We start from the raw sequence: 15,760 nt of genomic DNA, 5'->3' as shown, positions 1-15,760 counted from the left end.
TTTGTGTTTTGAACAGCTAAACAGTTATTTTTTTACTACAAACTGCCCTTCAAATTCTGCAACCACGTTATCACCATCGTAAATAGTTACTGGCACTACGTAACTTGCTTTACCGTCGGTTTCTAAATCGCTTAACTTGCCCTTACAGGTTTGTATATCAACACAACCACGTGGGTCGGTAGTAAGCGGTTTTAAGTACTTAATGTTAGCATCGGCTAATACAATATTACCTTCAAGCCCAGCTTCTTTAAGTGCTAAGTACGTAGCGCCCCAACCTGTTAGCGTGGCCAAGCTATAAATAGAACCTGCAAACATTGTGTTATGTAGGTTTAAGTTAGCGTCTAGGTCGGCGCTGGTTGTAAATTGCCAATCGGTATAGCTTTCTACCTTAATACCCATCGCGTCACTAATTGGAATAGACTCACGCCACGTATTTTGTAGTACTTGCGTCCAATTAGGGTGACGAAACCAACCTGGCTCAGACGGTTTTTGCTTTACCATTTTAAAGTGTTGAACATCGCCATACGCTAAGTGCGCTTTTTCTTTTAATTCGTAACCGTGGCGTTTATAAAACTCAAGCGCTCGTTCGCGTGCAAACAATACAAGCTCGCCTGCGTTTTGAACCCATGCAATTTTTTCAAGCTCGTGCAGTAAGCGACTACCAATATGCTGGTTACGATTACCCTCTGCAACCGCCATATAGCGCACTTGTGCTTGCTCATGATTGTTAAAGTGCAAACGTGCTACACCTAGCACTTCGCCTTCTTTATTTTTTATAAAGCGGTGCTCAGAGTCTTGTTCCATATCGTCTTGTTCAGAGCCACGAGGCTCCCCCCAAGGCGCGCGTAATACTTGCCAACGCAATTGGTAATACGCTTGCCAATCTTCGCTACTTTGTGGGGTGCTTACCTGAAACATACATACTCCTGTTGTTATATAAGCCGTAAATAAAAGTCAAAAAAGGCTACGGCGCTATACTAATAGTATTGATTATCTACCAAACTAAAAAGCTTAAATAATTAAGTCCGTTGGTATTATTTATGGCAAATACCATACTCCATCTTAAAAAAACTGCAAATACGACTTTGGTGATGGCTGTAAAATAACGTAAAAAATAATGGCAAAGGCCATTGCGCTTTAACGTTGCTAGTTTATGCTGAGAATATGATGGAAAAAATCAATTATATAAATTCACTGACGGGTTTGCTGGGCGATCAATTTATTGAAAATAGCCACAGCATTGGTCAGTTAATCTATTGGCATAAATGCAGTGGCGATCACATTCAAGTACGTGAGCACGAGCCGTTACGCTGGTTACTGATTAACGACACTCTTCAATCTGTTATTGATTTAAATAACCCGGATTTATTACTTTTTCCACATTTATTATGCCTAGGTAAGCATTGGCAGGCTCTTAAGCCGCCACAAAAAGTGTTAGAACTAGGCCTCGGCGGCGGAGCAATTCGTAATTATTTACAATACAAATACCCTAAAGCACAAATAACATCGGTTGAAAAAAACGCCGATATTATTGATTGCTATACCCAATTTTTTTCGTCAAATAAAAATGAGCAACTGCTTTGCGCCGATGCGCAACAGATTTTAAAAAGTGCGCAAAATATTGATTGGATTATTTTAGATTTGTTTAGCCAGATAGATGCACCTCGATTTTTATTTGAAGAGGCATTTTATAAAAAAATTTACTCGGCTTTAAATAACAACGGTGTTCTATTTATTAACTTTTTATCGCAGCATGAGTCGCAATTAAAGCAACTTCAGCAGCTATTACTCGATGTATTTGGTTGTAATGTTAGCCCGCAAAAAATTACGGGCTATGTAAATCATATTGTCGTGGTAACCAAAAACTTAAACAGATAAGTTAAACGTAACGGGCCCATCGTTACACAAGCTTACTTGCATATCGGCACCAAACTCACCGGTGGCTATTGTAAGCCCCAACTCTTTAGCTTGAGCAACAAAGTACTCGTAAAGCTCATTAGCTTGGCTTGGCGTTGCCGCAGATGAAAAGCTAGGGCGCATACCCTTTTTAGTATCAGCCGCTAGCGTAAATTGCGAAACCACCAGTAACTCACCTTTAATATCTTTAAGGCTTAAGTTCATTTTGTCGTTTTCGTCAGTAAAAATACGATAATTACTTACCTTGTGTAAAAGCTTATCGGCCGTTTGCGTATCGTCGTGTTTTTCAACGCCCAGCAACAACAATATACCTTGGCTAATTTCACCTACTACTTGGTTGTTAATTTCTACTTTGGCATGCTTTACGCGTTGTATTAAACCTTGCATTTAAACTGTGTCCTTTACTGCTGGTTCATCATCTTCTAGTTCAAGTTCTGGTGTTTCTGGAATATCATTTGGGCTAATACACGCAGTAAATTCAGCGCCAAGCAAAACAACGACCCACGATAAATACACCCATACAAACAAAATAGGAATGGTTGCTACTGCGCCGTAAATAACTTCGTACGAAGGAAAATGGCTAATATAAAGTGCAAACCCTTTTTTAGTCAGCTCAAATAAAAGTGCCGCAAAAAAAGCGCCAGGTATTGCCGCTCTGAACGATACACGCGTATTAGGCACTAAGGTGTAGAGCATAATAAAGCCCACCATCGAAATCCCATACGGCAATAACTTTAACAAAAACCCGCTAAACCCAGGAATACCCTGATCAGCAAACGATACCAAAGATACAATATAAGAGGTAACACCAATACTCGCTCCGAGTAATACAGGCCCTAAGCTCAAAACCATCCAGTACACAGCAAATGAGATCATCATTGGGCGTTTTTTCTTAATTCGCCAAATTCGATTTAGTGTGGCATCTACATTACGTATTAACAGCAAGGCTATTGCAGCTAAAAAGCCAATACCTACCGCCGTCATTTGATTAGCGTTACCGGCAAAGGAGCTAATGTGCTCTCTAATAACATCGGTAGAGGTAGGGACAAAGTTGGTAAACAAAAAGCTCTCAATTTCCATTCGAGTAGATTCAAAGCCCGGAAAAGCTGAAAATATAGCAACACCCACCGCAATTAATGGCACTAAAGAAAGAAGGGTTACGTAAGCAAGGTAACCTGCATTAACCGTTATTTGATCGTCTATACACCGATTAAAATACTGCATCCACCAACCAGGCTGCTGGCGTATAAAGGACTTAACTTGCTGTTTGTAATGTGAGAGCTTATCATTCATACAATTGACTTGTGCTTATATAGTTTTGATTATAATAACAATCAGCGCCATAATTTACAGCACTAACGCTCGTAAACAGGAATTCAAATGAAAAAACAAACATTACTCAGTGTTTCAATGCTTGTCGTAGCACTTACTTTAACTGGCTGCCAATCGGCTTATTATTCTGCGATGGAAAAAGTGGGTGTTCACAAACGCGATATTCTTATTGACCGCGTAGAAGAAACCAAAGACTCGCAACAAGAGTCACAAGAAGAATTTAAATCGGCACTAGAGCGCTTAACGACTCTAATCGATTTTAATGGTGGCGAACTACAAGACACTTATAATCAGTTAAATGACGATTACGAGTCGAGCTTAAATGCCGCTAACGAAGTGTCAACTAACATCAATAAAGTAGAAGACGTGGCAGAAGCGCTATTTGATGAGTGGAGCGATGAGCTAGAGCAATACAAAAGCGCATCACTTAAGCGTGAAAGCAGCAAAAAGCTAACCGCGACTAAGCGTCAATTTGATCAGCTATTACGCTCAATGCGCAGCGCAGAGAGTAAAATGGAGCCAGTATTAACCTCGCTTCATGATAACGTTTTATACTTAAAGCATAACTTAAATGCACAAGCGGTATCGGCTATTAAAGGTGAATTCACTAACCTTAAGCGCGATATTCAATTGTTGATGAACGACATGAACAAATCGATTGCCGATTCAAATAAATTTATTGAACAAATGAATAGCGCTGGCTAATCATTTGTTACTTTAACAAGCCTGCTTAATTGCAGGCTTTTTTATGTTAAAGGGAATGCTAAAAGGGATTTACAATGAAACGCTTTTTAATCGCAGCAATGCTCTTATGTATATTAACGGCCTGCGGTGCACCTAATAATATTAATCGTATTACCAGCTCTGACTCAGTTGTTGTTATTAATGATAAGAACGGTCGTTATAAAAATTTATACACAGGTGAAAAAACATATCCCACTACCTGTACTGAAAACTGCTACCCAGCTCACCCAGACTTACTATGTAAAACCGGCAGCGAAAACTGCCAGTACCAAGGCAAGCAAACTAAACCACAGCTTAGCACTGGCTATACTGTGCGCTGGCTTGGCCACGCTAGTTTTGTAATTAACACACCAAATGGTCAAAGTGTGCTGTTTGATCCGGTAAAAAATCAGTTTGATTCTCCAGTCGCACTTGGCTTTAAACTCGGCGGTGGCATTTATCGTAAAGCAGGCGCTTGGCCTAGTGAGCAAGAACTCGAAAATATTGATGCGGTAATGTATTCGCATATTCATTACGATCATTTTAATAAAGCCGACATACAAAGCATTGGCAATAAACCTCGCTATTTAACACCACTCGGGATGGCCGACAACTTCCCTACCGGCGGTTTTAACATTAGCGAAATGCCGTGGTACTCAACAACCAACATTGACGACTTAGTTATTAACGCCGTGCCAGCTCATCATTTTAGCGCTCGCGTATTAGTGCCCTTTATTTACGAAGATAACAATAAAGACTTATGGAATGGCTGGCTGCTTGAACAAAACGGTAGCACCTTATTTTTTGCAGGCGATACAGGCTACTCAAAACATTTTAAAGACATACAGCAAAAATATGGCGATATAGATGTATGCTTAATCCCAATCGCTTCTTACTACAGTAAAGAAAGTGGTAAATTTTATCGTTACGTTCACACCACACCAGAAGACGCGCTCAACGCAGCACAAGAGCTTAACTGCAAAGTAATGATACCGTGGGGATACGGTAACTCAAGTTGGAAAATGGGCGACCACAGCAGTCATTCAGCCTTACTTCGCTTATTGCATATGTACAATAAAATGGATTCAAAAGTACCGCTGTATATTTTAAACGAAGGCGAAAGTATTTCACTGTAACTATTTACTTAGCTGTTTTAAGATTGTTATTACATTAAGACGAATCGACAATAAAATTGAGAGATTAATGAAGAAATTAGCACTCGCCTTAAGCTTTTTATTAAGCACGCCATCAATGGCTATTGATGTTGAACATACATCAACTCCAATTACTATTGATGGCGTATCAGAAAGCGTATGGGATAAAGCCGCTTGGCACGACATGCCTTATCTAATGGATGGTACACTGCCATCAAACGATGCCGACTTTAAAGGGCGTTATCGTTTATTGTGGGATCAAAACTATTTATACCTACAAGCCGATATTGTGGATGATGTTCTAATAGATACACACGCAGATCCAACCTATAAATATTGGGATGACGATGCGCTTGAAGTATTTATTGATAGCGATGCATCGGGCGGTAATCATCAATTTAATCACACCGCATTGGCGTACCATATTGGCCTTGATAACCAAGCTGCCGATTACGGACCTGATAAAAAAGCCCATTTGTATACCGACCACCTAGTTAGTAACTGGAAGCGCAATACCACCGCGCCTTTTAACATCACCTGGGAAGTAGCGATAAAGATCTACCCTAATGATTATAAAGAAGGTGCTAAAAACACCCCACTTACACTTAGCGAAAAGCAAGTAATCGGCTTTATGTTAGCGTATTGCGATAACGATGGCAGTGAGGTGCGCGAGCATTTTATGGGCTCACACGAAGTACAGCCGGTAAATGGCGACAGAAATCGTGGTTTTATAGATGCCGACGTATTTGGCAAAATAACCCTACTCCCTAAAAAGTAAGCCCCCAACACCAATAAGTAGGTTGGGTTGAGCGAAGCGAAACCCAACGAAAAATATCCTACCAACAAAAACATAGACTTTGCAATATCGATTATTTAATTCTCAAGCACGTTTTTGCTTAGACAAAGAGCGCTGCGCCCTAATATAAAGCTAATTTCAGCCACCCTTTTGCTCATGTTTAATAATTTTAAGAAGCAAATCAATTCTGCGATTTGTTTTTTTGGTTTGCTCCCTAATCATTCCCTGCACCATAGCTGAAGCAAGAAAAATAAAACATATTATTTGAAATAATTCAGTTTCAATATCATAGAAGCTATTAGCAATTGATAACAAAACAAACGGTAAAAAAATTGATATGAGATCTTTCAAGCCCCAATCATTTTTTCCTAACGTTTCAAATTCATCTTTATATTTTTGCAGTTCAGCAATATGTTCTATCTCTAGTTTTGCCTTCATTTCATTTTCGGTATTCACACTAGCTTACTCGCACATATTAAATATAGCTTTGATAATAACTTAATACCTTTTTTAGGTTCAATATTAAAAACTGTTTAACGGTATCGAACCAACCGCGATGTTCTTCTAACCTGAGAGCTTACAGCTCTTTTCTCGCTAACTATTATTCACAAAAAAGCCGCTGTATTTTGCAATACAGCGGCTTTTAAAATCATTATTCTAAATTAATAGATTATGACTTAGGTGCACGACCCGCACGTTTACGTTCGTTTTCTGTAAGGTGTTTCTTACGGATACGAATGTTTAGTGGAGTAACTTCAACTAGCTCGTCATCATCGATGAACTCAAGCGCTTGCTCAAGTGAGTAGTTAAGGTGCGGAGAAAGCGTTTGCGCTTCATCAGTACCAGATGCACGTACGTTAGTTAACTGCTTGCCTTTAAGGGCGTTAACTGTAAGGTCGTTATCACGGTTATGAATACCGATAACCATACCTTCGTATACTTCAACACCGTGACCGATGAATAAACGGCCGCGCTCTTGTAAGTTGAATAATGCGTTAGTAAGTGCTTTACCAGTTGCGTTTGCAATCATTACGCCGTTCTTACGAACACCGATAGCGCCACCTTTATGAGGACCATAATGATCGAACGTATGGTACATAAGACCAGAACCCGAAGTAAGCGTCATGAAATCAGTTTGGAAACCAATTAAACCACGGCTTGGGATCATGAAGTCTAAACGCATACGGCCTTTGCCATCTGGAGTCATGTTAGTAAGTTCACCTTTACGTAGGCCAACTTGTTCCATAACAGAACCTTGATGCTCTTCTTGACAGTCAATAGTCACTGTTTCAAACGGTTCTTCTAGAACGCCATCTACAGTACGTAAGATAACTTCTGGACGAGAAACTGAAAGCTCGTAACCTTCACGACGCATGTTTTCAATTAAGATACCTAGGTGTAATTCACCACGACCAGAAACACGGAAGCTATCTGGGCTAGCAGTATCTTCAACGCGAAGTGCTACGTTGTGTACTAATTCTTTGTCTAAACGCTCACGGATATTACGTGACGTTACAAACTTACCTTCTTTACCACAGAAAGGTGAGTTATTTACAGAGAATGTCATTGTTACAGTTGGCTCATCAACACTTAGTGGTGGTAATGCTTCAACGTTTCCTGGGAAACAAACTGTATCAGAAATCTTAAGCTCACCAATACCTGTTACAGTTACGATGTTACCAGCGTAAGCTCTATCAGTTTCGATACGCTCAAGACCTAGGTAGCTTTGTACTGCACCAATTTTACCATTACGTGTAGTGCCATCAGCACTGATAATAGTAACTTGTTGGTTAGGAGCAACAGAACCACGTTTAATACGACCAATACCAACTACACCAACATAAGAGTTGTAATCTAGTTGAGAAATTTGCATTTGGAAGTCACCTTCAGGATCTGCATCCGGTGGTGATACTTCTTCAACGATCATCTTGAACATAGGTTCCATGTTGTCTGATGGTTCGTCTAAATCTAGTGTTGCCCAACCGTTGATTGCTGAAGCGTAGATTACTTTAAAGTCTAACTGTTCGTCAGTCGCACCAAGGTTGTCGAATAAATCAAAGATTTGATCCATAACCCAATCTGGACGAGCGCCTGGCTTATCAATTTTATTGATAACGACGATTGGCTTTAAGCCTTGCGCGAATGCTTTTTGCGTAACGAAACGCGTTTGCGGCATTGGACCTTCTTGAGCATCAACAAGTAATAATACTGAGTCAGCCATCGAAAGTACGCGTTCAACTTCACCACCGAAATCGGCGTGTCCCGGGGTATCTACGATATTGATATGGTAGTCATTCCAAGAAATGGCTGTGTTTTTAGCCAAAATGGTAATACCACGTTCTTTCTCAATGTCGTTTGAGTCCATCACGCGCTCTTCGTTACCGCCGCGTGTTTCTAATGTACCTGATTGCTCAAGTAGTTTGTCAACCAGTGTTGTTTTACCATGGTCAACGTGCGCGATAATCGCTATATTTCTTAACTGTTCGATGCTCATATATTTACTCAGAGAAATTAAATTCTCATTGATCCTGCAAGATCTACGCACTCATCCACGCTTTCGCGAGATGTCCCAGCATAGGATTTAAAAGGGCGCATATTATCCCTCATTAATGACATGGATGAAAGTTTATCCAATATAAATTTCAAAACTTTCTCAATACTTTTACTAAGTATCTGTTTTATATATGACAATTATATGAATTAAATTTCAAATTTTTTTTGAAAAACAGCCTTTTTGGCTATTTTGCTGATCTTTTTGGTACTCTTTTGCATTTAGGTTATGCTATTTCCGAGCGATTAAATTAGCAGCAAATTGTGCCCTGTAAATTTTGCACCAAAAAGGAAAATTTACGCACCAACATAGTGCGTTTGTACATTCCATTTTGATGCAACGATATTTTTTTAATTTATAAACAGCTAGTTATAAAAATGGCACAAAATCAGCTTAGTAAATCCCAAAGCAATTATGCAGCAATAACAAAACCCAATAGTTGGAGGACACATGTCACAATCGGTTTTAGATTTTATTAAAGAAAATGACGTTAAGTTCATTGATTTACGCTTTACTGACACTAAGGGTAAAGAACAACATGTATCTATTCCTCATCACCAAGTTGATGAAGACTTTTTTGAAGACGGTAAAATGTTTGACGGTTCTTCAATTGCAGGCTGGAAAGGCATAAACGAATCAGACATGGTATTAATGCCAGTTGCTGAATCAATCAAACTAGACCCTTTCACTGAAGAATCAACATTAATCGTACGTTGTGACGTAGTAGAGCCTTCAACACTTCAAGGTTATGAGCGCGACCCGCGTTCTGTTGCTAAGCGTGCTGAAGATTACATGCGCTCTACAGGTATTGCAGATACAGTTTTATTTGGCCCTGAGCCAGAGTTTTTCGTATTTGACGACGTTAAATACAAATCAGATATGTCTGGTTCTATGTACAAAATTGATTCTAAGCAAGCTGCTTGGAACTCAGATAAAGAATATGCAGATGGCAACACAGGTCACCGTCCAGGTATTAAAGGCGGTTACTTCCCAGTTGCTCCTGTTGATGACTTCCAAGATTGGCGTTCAGCTACGTGTCTAGTTCTAGAAGAAATGGGCCAAGTAGTAGAAGCACATCACCACGAAGTTGCAACAGCAGGTCAAAACGAGATTGCTACTCGCTTTAATACAATGGTATTAAAAGCGGATGAAATTCAAGAAATGAAATATGTTATCCATAATATGGCTCACTTATACGGTAAAACAGCAACGTTTATGCCTAAGCCAGTTGTTGGTGATAACGGTTCTGGTATGCATTGTCACCAGTCACTTGCTAAAGATGGTGTAAACCTTTTTGCTGGTGATAAGTACGGCGGCCTTTCTGAAGATGCGCTTTACTACATTGGCGGTATCATCAAGCATGCTAAAGCAATTAACGCTTTTGCAAATGCCTCTACTAACTCGTACAAACGTTTAGTACCAGGTTTTGAAGCACCAGTTATGCTTGCATACTCTGCACGTAACCGTTCTGCATCAATCCGTATCCCAGTGGTTCCATCTGAAAAAGGTCGTCGTATTGAAGTACGCTTCCCTGATCCAACTGCTAACCCATACCTTGCTTTCTCAGCAATGCTTATGGCTGGCCTTGATGGTATCAAAAACAAGATCCACCCTGGCGATGCTATGGATAAAGATTTATATGACCTACCAGCTGAAGAAGCAGCAGAAATCCCAACTGTTGCAGCATCACTTGACGAAGCACTATCTGCACTTAGCGCAGACCGTGAATTCTTAACTCAAGGTGGCGTATTCACTGACGACTTAATCGATGCTTACATCGAACTTAAATCTAAAGAAGTTGAAAAGCTTAACATGACAACTCACCCAGTTGAGTTTGAAATGTACTACAGCTGTTAATTTAGCTGTATAAAATATGTGTGTTCTCAAGCCCGCTTTGCGGGCTTTTTTAATGGTAAAATTAATCAATCTCCACTAAAGTTAAGTTACCGACAAAAATGCAGGGCTGCAGAGTGAACAACAAGATTTTATTACTATTAATTGCTTTAGGATTAAGCAATTATGGTTACGCTGGTGAAACAAAGATATACGCTTGGAAAGATAAAAATGGCGTATTAGTGTTCTCTGACACCCCTCATAAAGGTGCTAAAGAGGTAAAGCTTACCAGCCAAGATCTTAATATGCCTGCAACAAATACTGACATTTTTGACGAGCAACCCCAGCCCCAACAAGCGGCCTTTAGTATTGCCATTTCCTCACCTGATCATAACCAGACTATTCGTGAAAATACCGGCACTGTTTATGTTACTAGCCGAATAAAACCACGCTTTGAAACTGGTTTTACTATACAACTTTTTATTGATGGCAAAGCACATGGCCCAGCCAGTGACAGTTCAACCTTTGCAATAAGAGATGTAGAACGTGGTGAGCACACACTACAATTAAAGCTTTTTAATAGTAAAAACCAAGTTATTGCTATAAGTGAGCCCTGCATATTTTTTATGCACCGAAAAGGGCTAAACCTAAGTAACTAAATTGGGGCATTACTAAACGTGCAGCAGTGTATTTTACTATATAACTTGCTTGTAAATATCCACGCACTAAAATGGTGCAGCTATGATTAATAATAAAAACTTTAGCCCTGAGCTACTCGATGCTATTTGGCAAAATCAAACAACCGCTATCATGTTGCTTGATAAAAACTTCTCCGTTGTCTATGCCAATACCAGTACTAGCGAACTGCTTGGCCTTGGTAACAAGCGCCTATTAGATCAGCCTTTCGATAGTCTTTTTAATTACCATTCAATCGATTTGCAGCGTATAGAACAATACTCATTAGTTGAAGGTGTAGATTGCCAGCAGCACAGAGCTGACGTGGTTTTTAGCGATTCTCGCCATGCAAAAGTAGCCGTAAGTACACGACAAATTAAGTTTGATGGCTCACTTTATATTTTATTTGAGTGGCGCCAAACCGATGACGAAATTAAGCACGACCAAGCGTCTAATCAAATGCATCAATACCAAGCAGCCCGAAATCTAATAAGAGGCTTAGCTCACGAAATTAAAAATCCTTTAGGTGGAATTCGCGGAGCGGCGCAGTTATTGCAGTATGAGGTTGATCAACAAGAAAGAGACCAATGTGCTGAACTTATCATTGAGCAAGCTGACCGATTACGTGAATTAGTAGATAGGCTTTTAGGGCCAAATCAGCTTCCGCAAAAATCGTATGGCAATATACATCAATCACTTGAATCAGTTGCACGACTAAGTACGTTAGATAATTGTTCTAACATTAGCTTGGTTAAGGATTACGACCCAAGCATACCTGATGTATACATTGATCAAGGTAAAATTCAGCAAGTAGTATTAAACATTGTTCGAAATGCTCAGCAGGCGCTTGTAGATGGCGGTGAAATAACAATAAAAACCCGCATTAATCATCAGCATCGTCGCCCAGGTAAAGCACCTAAAAAAGCCTTGTTGATCCAAATATCTGATAACGGACCAGGTATTGATCCCAGTGTACGTGAAACACTGTTCTACCCTATGATCACCAATAAAGAAGATGGCTCAGGGTTAGGACTCTCAATAGCGCAAACGCTGATAGATCAACATGATGGCTATATAGAATGTGATAGCTGGCCTGGACATACTGAATTTAATATCTATCTGCCCTTTGCAGATTAATGTTTGGAGTTTGCATGAAAACAGTTTGGCTTGTAGATGATGATGCTTCTATTCGATTTGTACTTGAAAAAGCACTAACCCGTGCAGGGTTTAACGCAGAAAGCTTTGCTAATGCGCAAGATGTATTAAGCGCATTAAAGTTTAGTCAACCTACTGTTTTAGTTTCGGACGTACGAATGCCTGGTATGGATGGCATGGCGTTGCTTGAGCTTATAGCAGAGCAAAACCCTGGGCTGCCAGTTATTATAATGACTGCCCACTCAGATTTGGACTCTGCAGTTAATGCATTCCAAAAAGGTGCTTTTGAATACCTAGCTAAGCCGTTTGATTTAAACGAAGCAGTGGCGCTAGTCGAAAGCGCATGCAGAGCAAACTCCACTAAAAAAACTAAGCGAAAGCAAGCTCCACCAAAAAGTGCCCACATTATTGGTGAAGCACCCGCTATGCAAGAAGTGTTTAGAGCGATAGGTAAACTATCGGCCTCTAGCATGAGCGTATTAATAAATGGTGAATCTGGCACAGGTAAAGAACTTGTCGCCAGCGCCCTGCACAACCATAGCCCACGTAAAGAAAATCAATTTATTGCACTTAACATGGCGGCCATTCCAAAAGAGCTTGTTGAGTCAGAGTTATTTGGCCACGAAAAAGGCGCGTTTACGGGCGCCGATAGCGTACGTAAAGGCCGCTTTGAGCAAGCCAATGGCGGTACACTATTTTTAGATGAAATTGGTGATATGCCACTTGATGTGCAAACACGTTTATTACGCGTTCTTGCCGATGGTGAATTTTATCGCGTTGGTGGCCATCAAAGTATAAAAGTGGACGTACGCATTATTGCAGCTACGCACCAAAACCTTGAAGATTTAGTTAAACAAGGCAAGTTTAGGGATGATTTATTTCATCGTCTTAATGTTGTGCGCCTACGTTTACCTGCTCTTCGAGAGCGTACTGAAGATATAGAAAGCTTATCGCAACACTTTTTACATAAAAGCGCTAAAGAGCTACAAGTAGAAAGTAAAGTACTGAGCCCTAAAGCGACTGAGCAATTACGTTTATTTAATTGGCCAGGTAATGTACGCCAATTAGAAAACACCTGTCGCTGGCTGACAGTTATGGCACCGGGTGAGCTTGTAAGCGAGCAAGATTTACCGCCGGAAATTCTGGATGCTTCACCAACCCAAGAAGAAGGTGATTGGTTAGATGCGTTTCAACAATGGCTTAATCAAGAGCTAAAAAAAGGCAAAGAAAATATTTGGCCTGACATTCAAGCTCAACTAGAAACTCGCTTAATAAAAACAGCCCTGGCTAATTGCTCTGGTCATAAACAAGATGCTGCTATAAAAATTGGTTGGGGACGCAACACGTTGACCCGAAAATTAAAAGAGCGCAATATTAGCTGATTAAACGCTTTTAACACATTTGGTTATTGATGAAGCTAATCGAACATATTCCATTATTCAAACAAATGGAAATTATAAACAGGCTGCACTTTTTTAAAGAATTTACGCTCAGCGAGCGCCAAGTCTTATTGGAGTCGTTCGGCCTGTTATATTTAGTAAGTCAGCATCAATTTTTATTTAAGCAATACGATAACGACAAGCGCTTGTACATTGTACTTAGCGGCGCATTATTAGTATTTAAGCATAACCATTTACTAGAACTTGGCACTATAGAGCCCGGTGAATTTATAGGTGAAGGTGCCTTTATAAATAACCGAGAGCGCAGTACCAGTGCTCGCGCTAAAACCGACACCATAGTACTTGCCATTACCCCTGAAGCACTCACCCGCTTACCTAATGTTATCCGCGAAAAAATTAAAGACCGAATTATTGAAGGTATGAGCCTGCGCATTGCCAAATTAAGCGAGCATATAGAAATCCACGGTTAGAGACTGTTTATATCCCCAAGTTGATTCTAGCTGCTACCTTTGAGTTGCACTCAACGTTTATGTATAAATATATGCAGTCGGTTACTGACACGTACTTAATAAAATGGCTAAGCACACTAAAACTATATTTTTGATAAATAGCAAATCAGCTAATTTGGCTATCTAACCAAGCATCAACACTTTTGCGAGTATATAAAACTTCTTTAAATAAACGATGACGTTCAAATTCAAGTTTTGTTTTTCTCGTGGCATCACCACTAACTAAACGGCTATGGGTATCATTGAATTTTGAAATTACAGAAAAACCGCGCTCACCTTGATCAGCTTGCTTTTTTACAGAATTAGCAAGGTGCTCTCTAACATCGTCAGCAGTTAACATACCTGAATTATCTAATCCCATTAGCTCTTTTTTCATTGCTAATCTTACGCCCATTTCCTACTCCATTTAATGAAAAATATTTATTCCGCCAAAGTTTTAGCAATTAGCAGGCCATACGTAAAATTAACTGCTGCAAAGATTACTCTTCAATTGCTTCAGTTTTTTTAAAGACAGATAAAATACATAAAAACTTTCGTCGTTATTTCCCTATTACAATTAGCTAAAGTTACTTGCTTTGGTGCAAAAGTAGCTGCAAGCCTTTATACTACAGCTTGTGCGTTACCCCACCGAGAGCAAATATGAACGAAGAATACATAGAAATAGAATTAGAAGAAGAGCCGATTGAGCTCTGTAAATTATTAAAAGTACTAAACTTAGTTGAAGGTGGCGGCCAAGCTAAAAACCTAATTACTGAAGGCTATGTGGGTGTTAACCATGAAATTTGTACAATTAAACGGAAAAAATTATACAGTGGTGATGTACTAGAGTTTGATGGTGAGTTTTTTAAACTCTCACTAAGTGAAGATGCAATCCCTGTAGAAAAACCTGCGGTACAAACTCAAGCAGAGTCAAAGCAAGTTGCACCACAACCAACAAATCAACCAGCTAAAAGTAAGCGTAAGCGAACTAAAAAACCAAAAGTAGATGATAAAACAGGTCGTCGTCCTATTTCATTTGGTTAAGCATTTAAAAGCACTCTTTTTATATAAAAAGGCCAACTTGTATAGTTGGCCTTTTTACTCTTTAATAACCTAATTAATAATAAAAACAAGGTTATAAAATGTCTGTAAACACACCTAAAAATTGGTTTAAACCCGTTGTATGGGCGGCACTCGTATGGAACTTACTTGGCGTTATTGCATTTGCTATGCACATGATGATGACACCCGAAATGATAGGTAAACTTCCGTTAGATCAACAAGCTGCCCACTCTGACATCCCTCTTTGGTCAACCATTGCATTTGCTGTAGCTGTATTTGGAAGCACTTTGGGTTGTCTGTTTTTACTTGCTAAAAACGCGCTGGCAACACCTACTTTTTCGCTATCGCTCGGCGCTATTTTAATTCAGCAATATTATAATTTTGTGGTTATAAACAGTATTGAGCTGCTTGGCGCAAGTGCTGTATTTATGCCTATTTTTGTAATCATTATTGCCATCGCTTTACTTTGCTTGAGTATTAAAGGTAAGCAACAAGGTTGGTTACAGTAATTAATAAGGGTCGAAATAACTTTTGACCCTATCTCTTCTTTTAAATCATCTCTTGAAATTAAATTTTTCAGCATCATCTCTACTATAATAACTGTATAAAATTCGTTCTCTAAACGCGATTTTTTACACTGGTATGTACTTTGCAACTCGAACACTACAGAGGTC

Annotated in this window: 17 protein-coding genes; 11 read left to right on the top strand and 6 right to left on the bottom strand. The window is 39.5% G+C overall.

Translation table 11 applies throughout. The annotated features are described in order from the left end of the window. Positions 1-24: 24 nt before the first annotated feature. Complete coding sequence (locus H5160_RS13445; protein ID WP_002961136.1) at positions 25-918, bottom strand: bifunctional GNAT family N-acetyltransferase/hotdog fold thioesterase; 894 nt, start codon at positions 916-918, stop codon at positions 25-27. Positions 919-1,164: 246 nt separating this feature from the next. Between H5160_RS13445 and H5160_RS13440 the strand changes: the two genes are divergently transcribed. Beyond that, positions 1,165-1,878 (top strand): spermidine synthase, encoded by a 714-nt coding sequence (locus tag H5160_RS13440; protein ID WP_024597210.1) that lies wholly within the window; start codon positions 1,165-1,167, stop codon positions 1,876-1,878. On the opposite strand, the gene dtd is transcribed toward H5160_RS13440, so the two are convergent. Both dtd and H5160_RS13430 read right to left on the bottom strand, forming a co-directional pair. After that, positions 1,867-2,304 carry a D-aminoacyl-tRNA deacylase gene (dtd, locus tag H5160_RS13435; RefSeq protein ID WP_024597209.1) on the bottom strand — a complete coding sequence of 146 codons (438 nt, stop codon included), beginning with the start codon at positions 2,302-2,304 and terminating at the stop codon, positions 1,867-1,869. The two genes, H5160_RS13440 and dtd, sit on opposite strands and share 12 nt — an antisense overlap. Beyond that, complete coding sequence (locus H5160_RS13430; protein ID WP_002961130.1) at positions 2,305-3,210, bottom strand: virulence factor BrkB family protein; 906 nt, start codon at positions 3,208-3,210, stop codon at positions 2,305-2,307. Between the two features lie 87 nt (positions 3,211-3,297). Here H5160_RS13430 and H5160_RS13425 point away from each other — a divergent pair, with 87 nt between their 5' ends. The 3 genes from H5160_RS13425 (at position 3,298) to H5160_RS13415 (ending at position 5,904) form a co-directional block, all read left to right on the top strand. Next, positions 3,298-3,954, top strand: coding sequence for a DUF2959 domain-containing protein (locus H5160_RS13425; RefSeq protein ID WP_182716053.1), 657 nt, complete (start codon positions 3,298-3,300; stop codon positions 3,952-3,954). Positions 3,955-4,028: 74 nt separating this feature from the next. Beyond that, positions 4,029-5,108 (top strand): MBL fold metallo-hydrolase, encoded by a 1,080-nt coding sequence (locus tag H5160_RS13420; RefSeq protein ID WP_182737745.1) that lies wholly within the window; start codon positions 4,029-4,031, stop codon positions 5,106-5,108. A 67-nt stretch (positions 5,109-5,175) separates the two neighbouring features. Then, positions 5,176-5,904: a CBM9 family sugar-binding protein gene (locus H5160_RS13415; RefSeq protein ID WP_182733755.1), complete on the top strand. Its 729-nt coding sequence runs from the start codon at positions 5,176-5,178 to the stop codon at positions 5,902-5,904. A gap of 156 nt (positions 5,905-6,060) precedes the next feature. On the opposite strand, the gene H5160_RS13410 is transcribed toward H5160_RS13415, so the two are convergent. Then, positions 6,061-6,378, bottom strand: coding sequence for a hypothetical protein (locus H5160_RS13410; RefSeq protein WP_182716056.1), 318 nt, complete (start codon positions 6,376-6,378; stop codon positions 6,061-6,063). Between the two features lie 214 nt (positions 6,379-6,592). Further along, the gene (typA, locus tag H5160_RS13405) at positions 6,593-8,416 is read right to left on the bottom strand and encodes a translational GTPase TypA (RefSeq protein WP_002961123.1); all 1,824 of its coding nucleotides are present in this window, start codon (positions 8,414-8,416) and stop codon (positions 6,593-6,595) included. Between the two features lie 507 nt (positions 8,417-8,923). On the opposite strand from typA, the gene glnA reads away from it, so the two are divergent. The 5 genes from glnA (at position 8,924) to H5160_RS13380 (ending at position 14,006) form a co-directional block, all read left to right on the top strand. Then, entirely contained in the window at positions 8,924-10,330 is a 1,407-nt protein-coding gene (gene glnA, locus H5160_RS13400) for a glutamate--ammonia ligase (protein WP_002961121.1), read from the top strand. Positions 10,331-10,443: 113 nt separating this feature from the next. Continuing rightward, positions 10,444-10,965: a DUF4124 domain-containing protein gene (locus tag H5160_RS13395; protein ID WP_182671859.1), complete on the top strand. Its 522-nt coding sequence runs from the start codon at positions 10,444-10,446 to the stop codon at positions 10,963-10,965. Between the two features lie 82 nt (positions 10,966-11,047). Beyond that, entirely contained in the window at positions 11,048-12,118 is a 1,071-nt protein-coding gene (gene glnL, locus H5160_RS13390; protein ID WP_182737744.1) for a nitrogen regulation protein NR(II), read from the top strand. 14 nt (positions 12,119-12,132) lie between these two features. Then, the gene (gene ntrC, locus H5160_RS13385; protein WP_002961117.1) at positions 12,133-13,518 is read left to right on the top strand and encodes a nitrogen regulation protein NR(I); all 1,386 of its coding nucleotides are present in this window, start codon (positions 12,133-12,135) and stop codon (positions 13,516-13,518) included. A gap of 29 nt (positions 13,519-13,547) precedes the next feature. After that, positions 13,548-14,006: a cyclic nucleotide-binding domain-containing protein gene (locus H5160_RS13380; RefSeq protein WP_182674046.1), complete on the top strand. Its 459-nt coding sequence runs from the start codon at positions 13,548-13,550 to the stop codon at positions 14,004-14,006. A gap of 145 nt (positions 14,007-14,151) precedes the next feature. Here the strand turns inward: H5160_RS13380 and H5160_RS13375 are convergent, their stop codons facing one another. Further along, entirely contained in the window at positions 14,152-14,439 is a 288-nt protein-coding gene (locus H5160_RS13375; RefSeq protein WP_182712460.1) for a hypothetical protein, read from the bottom strand. Positions 14,440-14,684: 245 nt separating this feature from the next. Here H5160_RS13375 and H5160_RS13370 point away from each other — a divergent pair, with 245 nt between their 5' ends. Beyond that, complete coding sequence (locus H5160_RS13370) at positions 14,685-15,068, top strand: RNA-binding S4 domain-containing protein (protein ID WP_154903740.1); 384 nt, start codon at positions 14,685-14,687, stop codon at positions 15,066-15,068. Between the two features lie 98 nt (positions 15,069-15,166). Continuing rightward, positions 15,167-15,595 carry a hypothetical protein gene (locus H5160_RS13365; RefSeq protein WP_182737743.1) on the top strand — a complete coding sequence of 143 codons (429 nt, stop codon included), beginning with the start codon at positions 15,167-15,169 and terminating at the stop codon, positions 15,593-15,595. Positions 15,596-15,760 lie beyond the last annotated feature (165 nt).

Origin of the sequence: Pseudoalteromonas sp. SG43-4 (genome assembly GCF_014164325.1) — a bacterium.
Classification (GTDB): Bacteria; Pseudomonadota; Gammaproteobacteria; order Enterobacterales; family Alteromonadaceae; genus Pseudoalteromonas; species Pseudoalteromonas distincta.
This window is presented reverse-complemented; position numbering and strand designations above follow the sequence as displayed.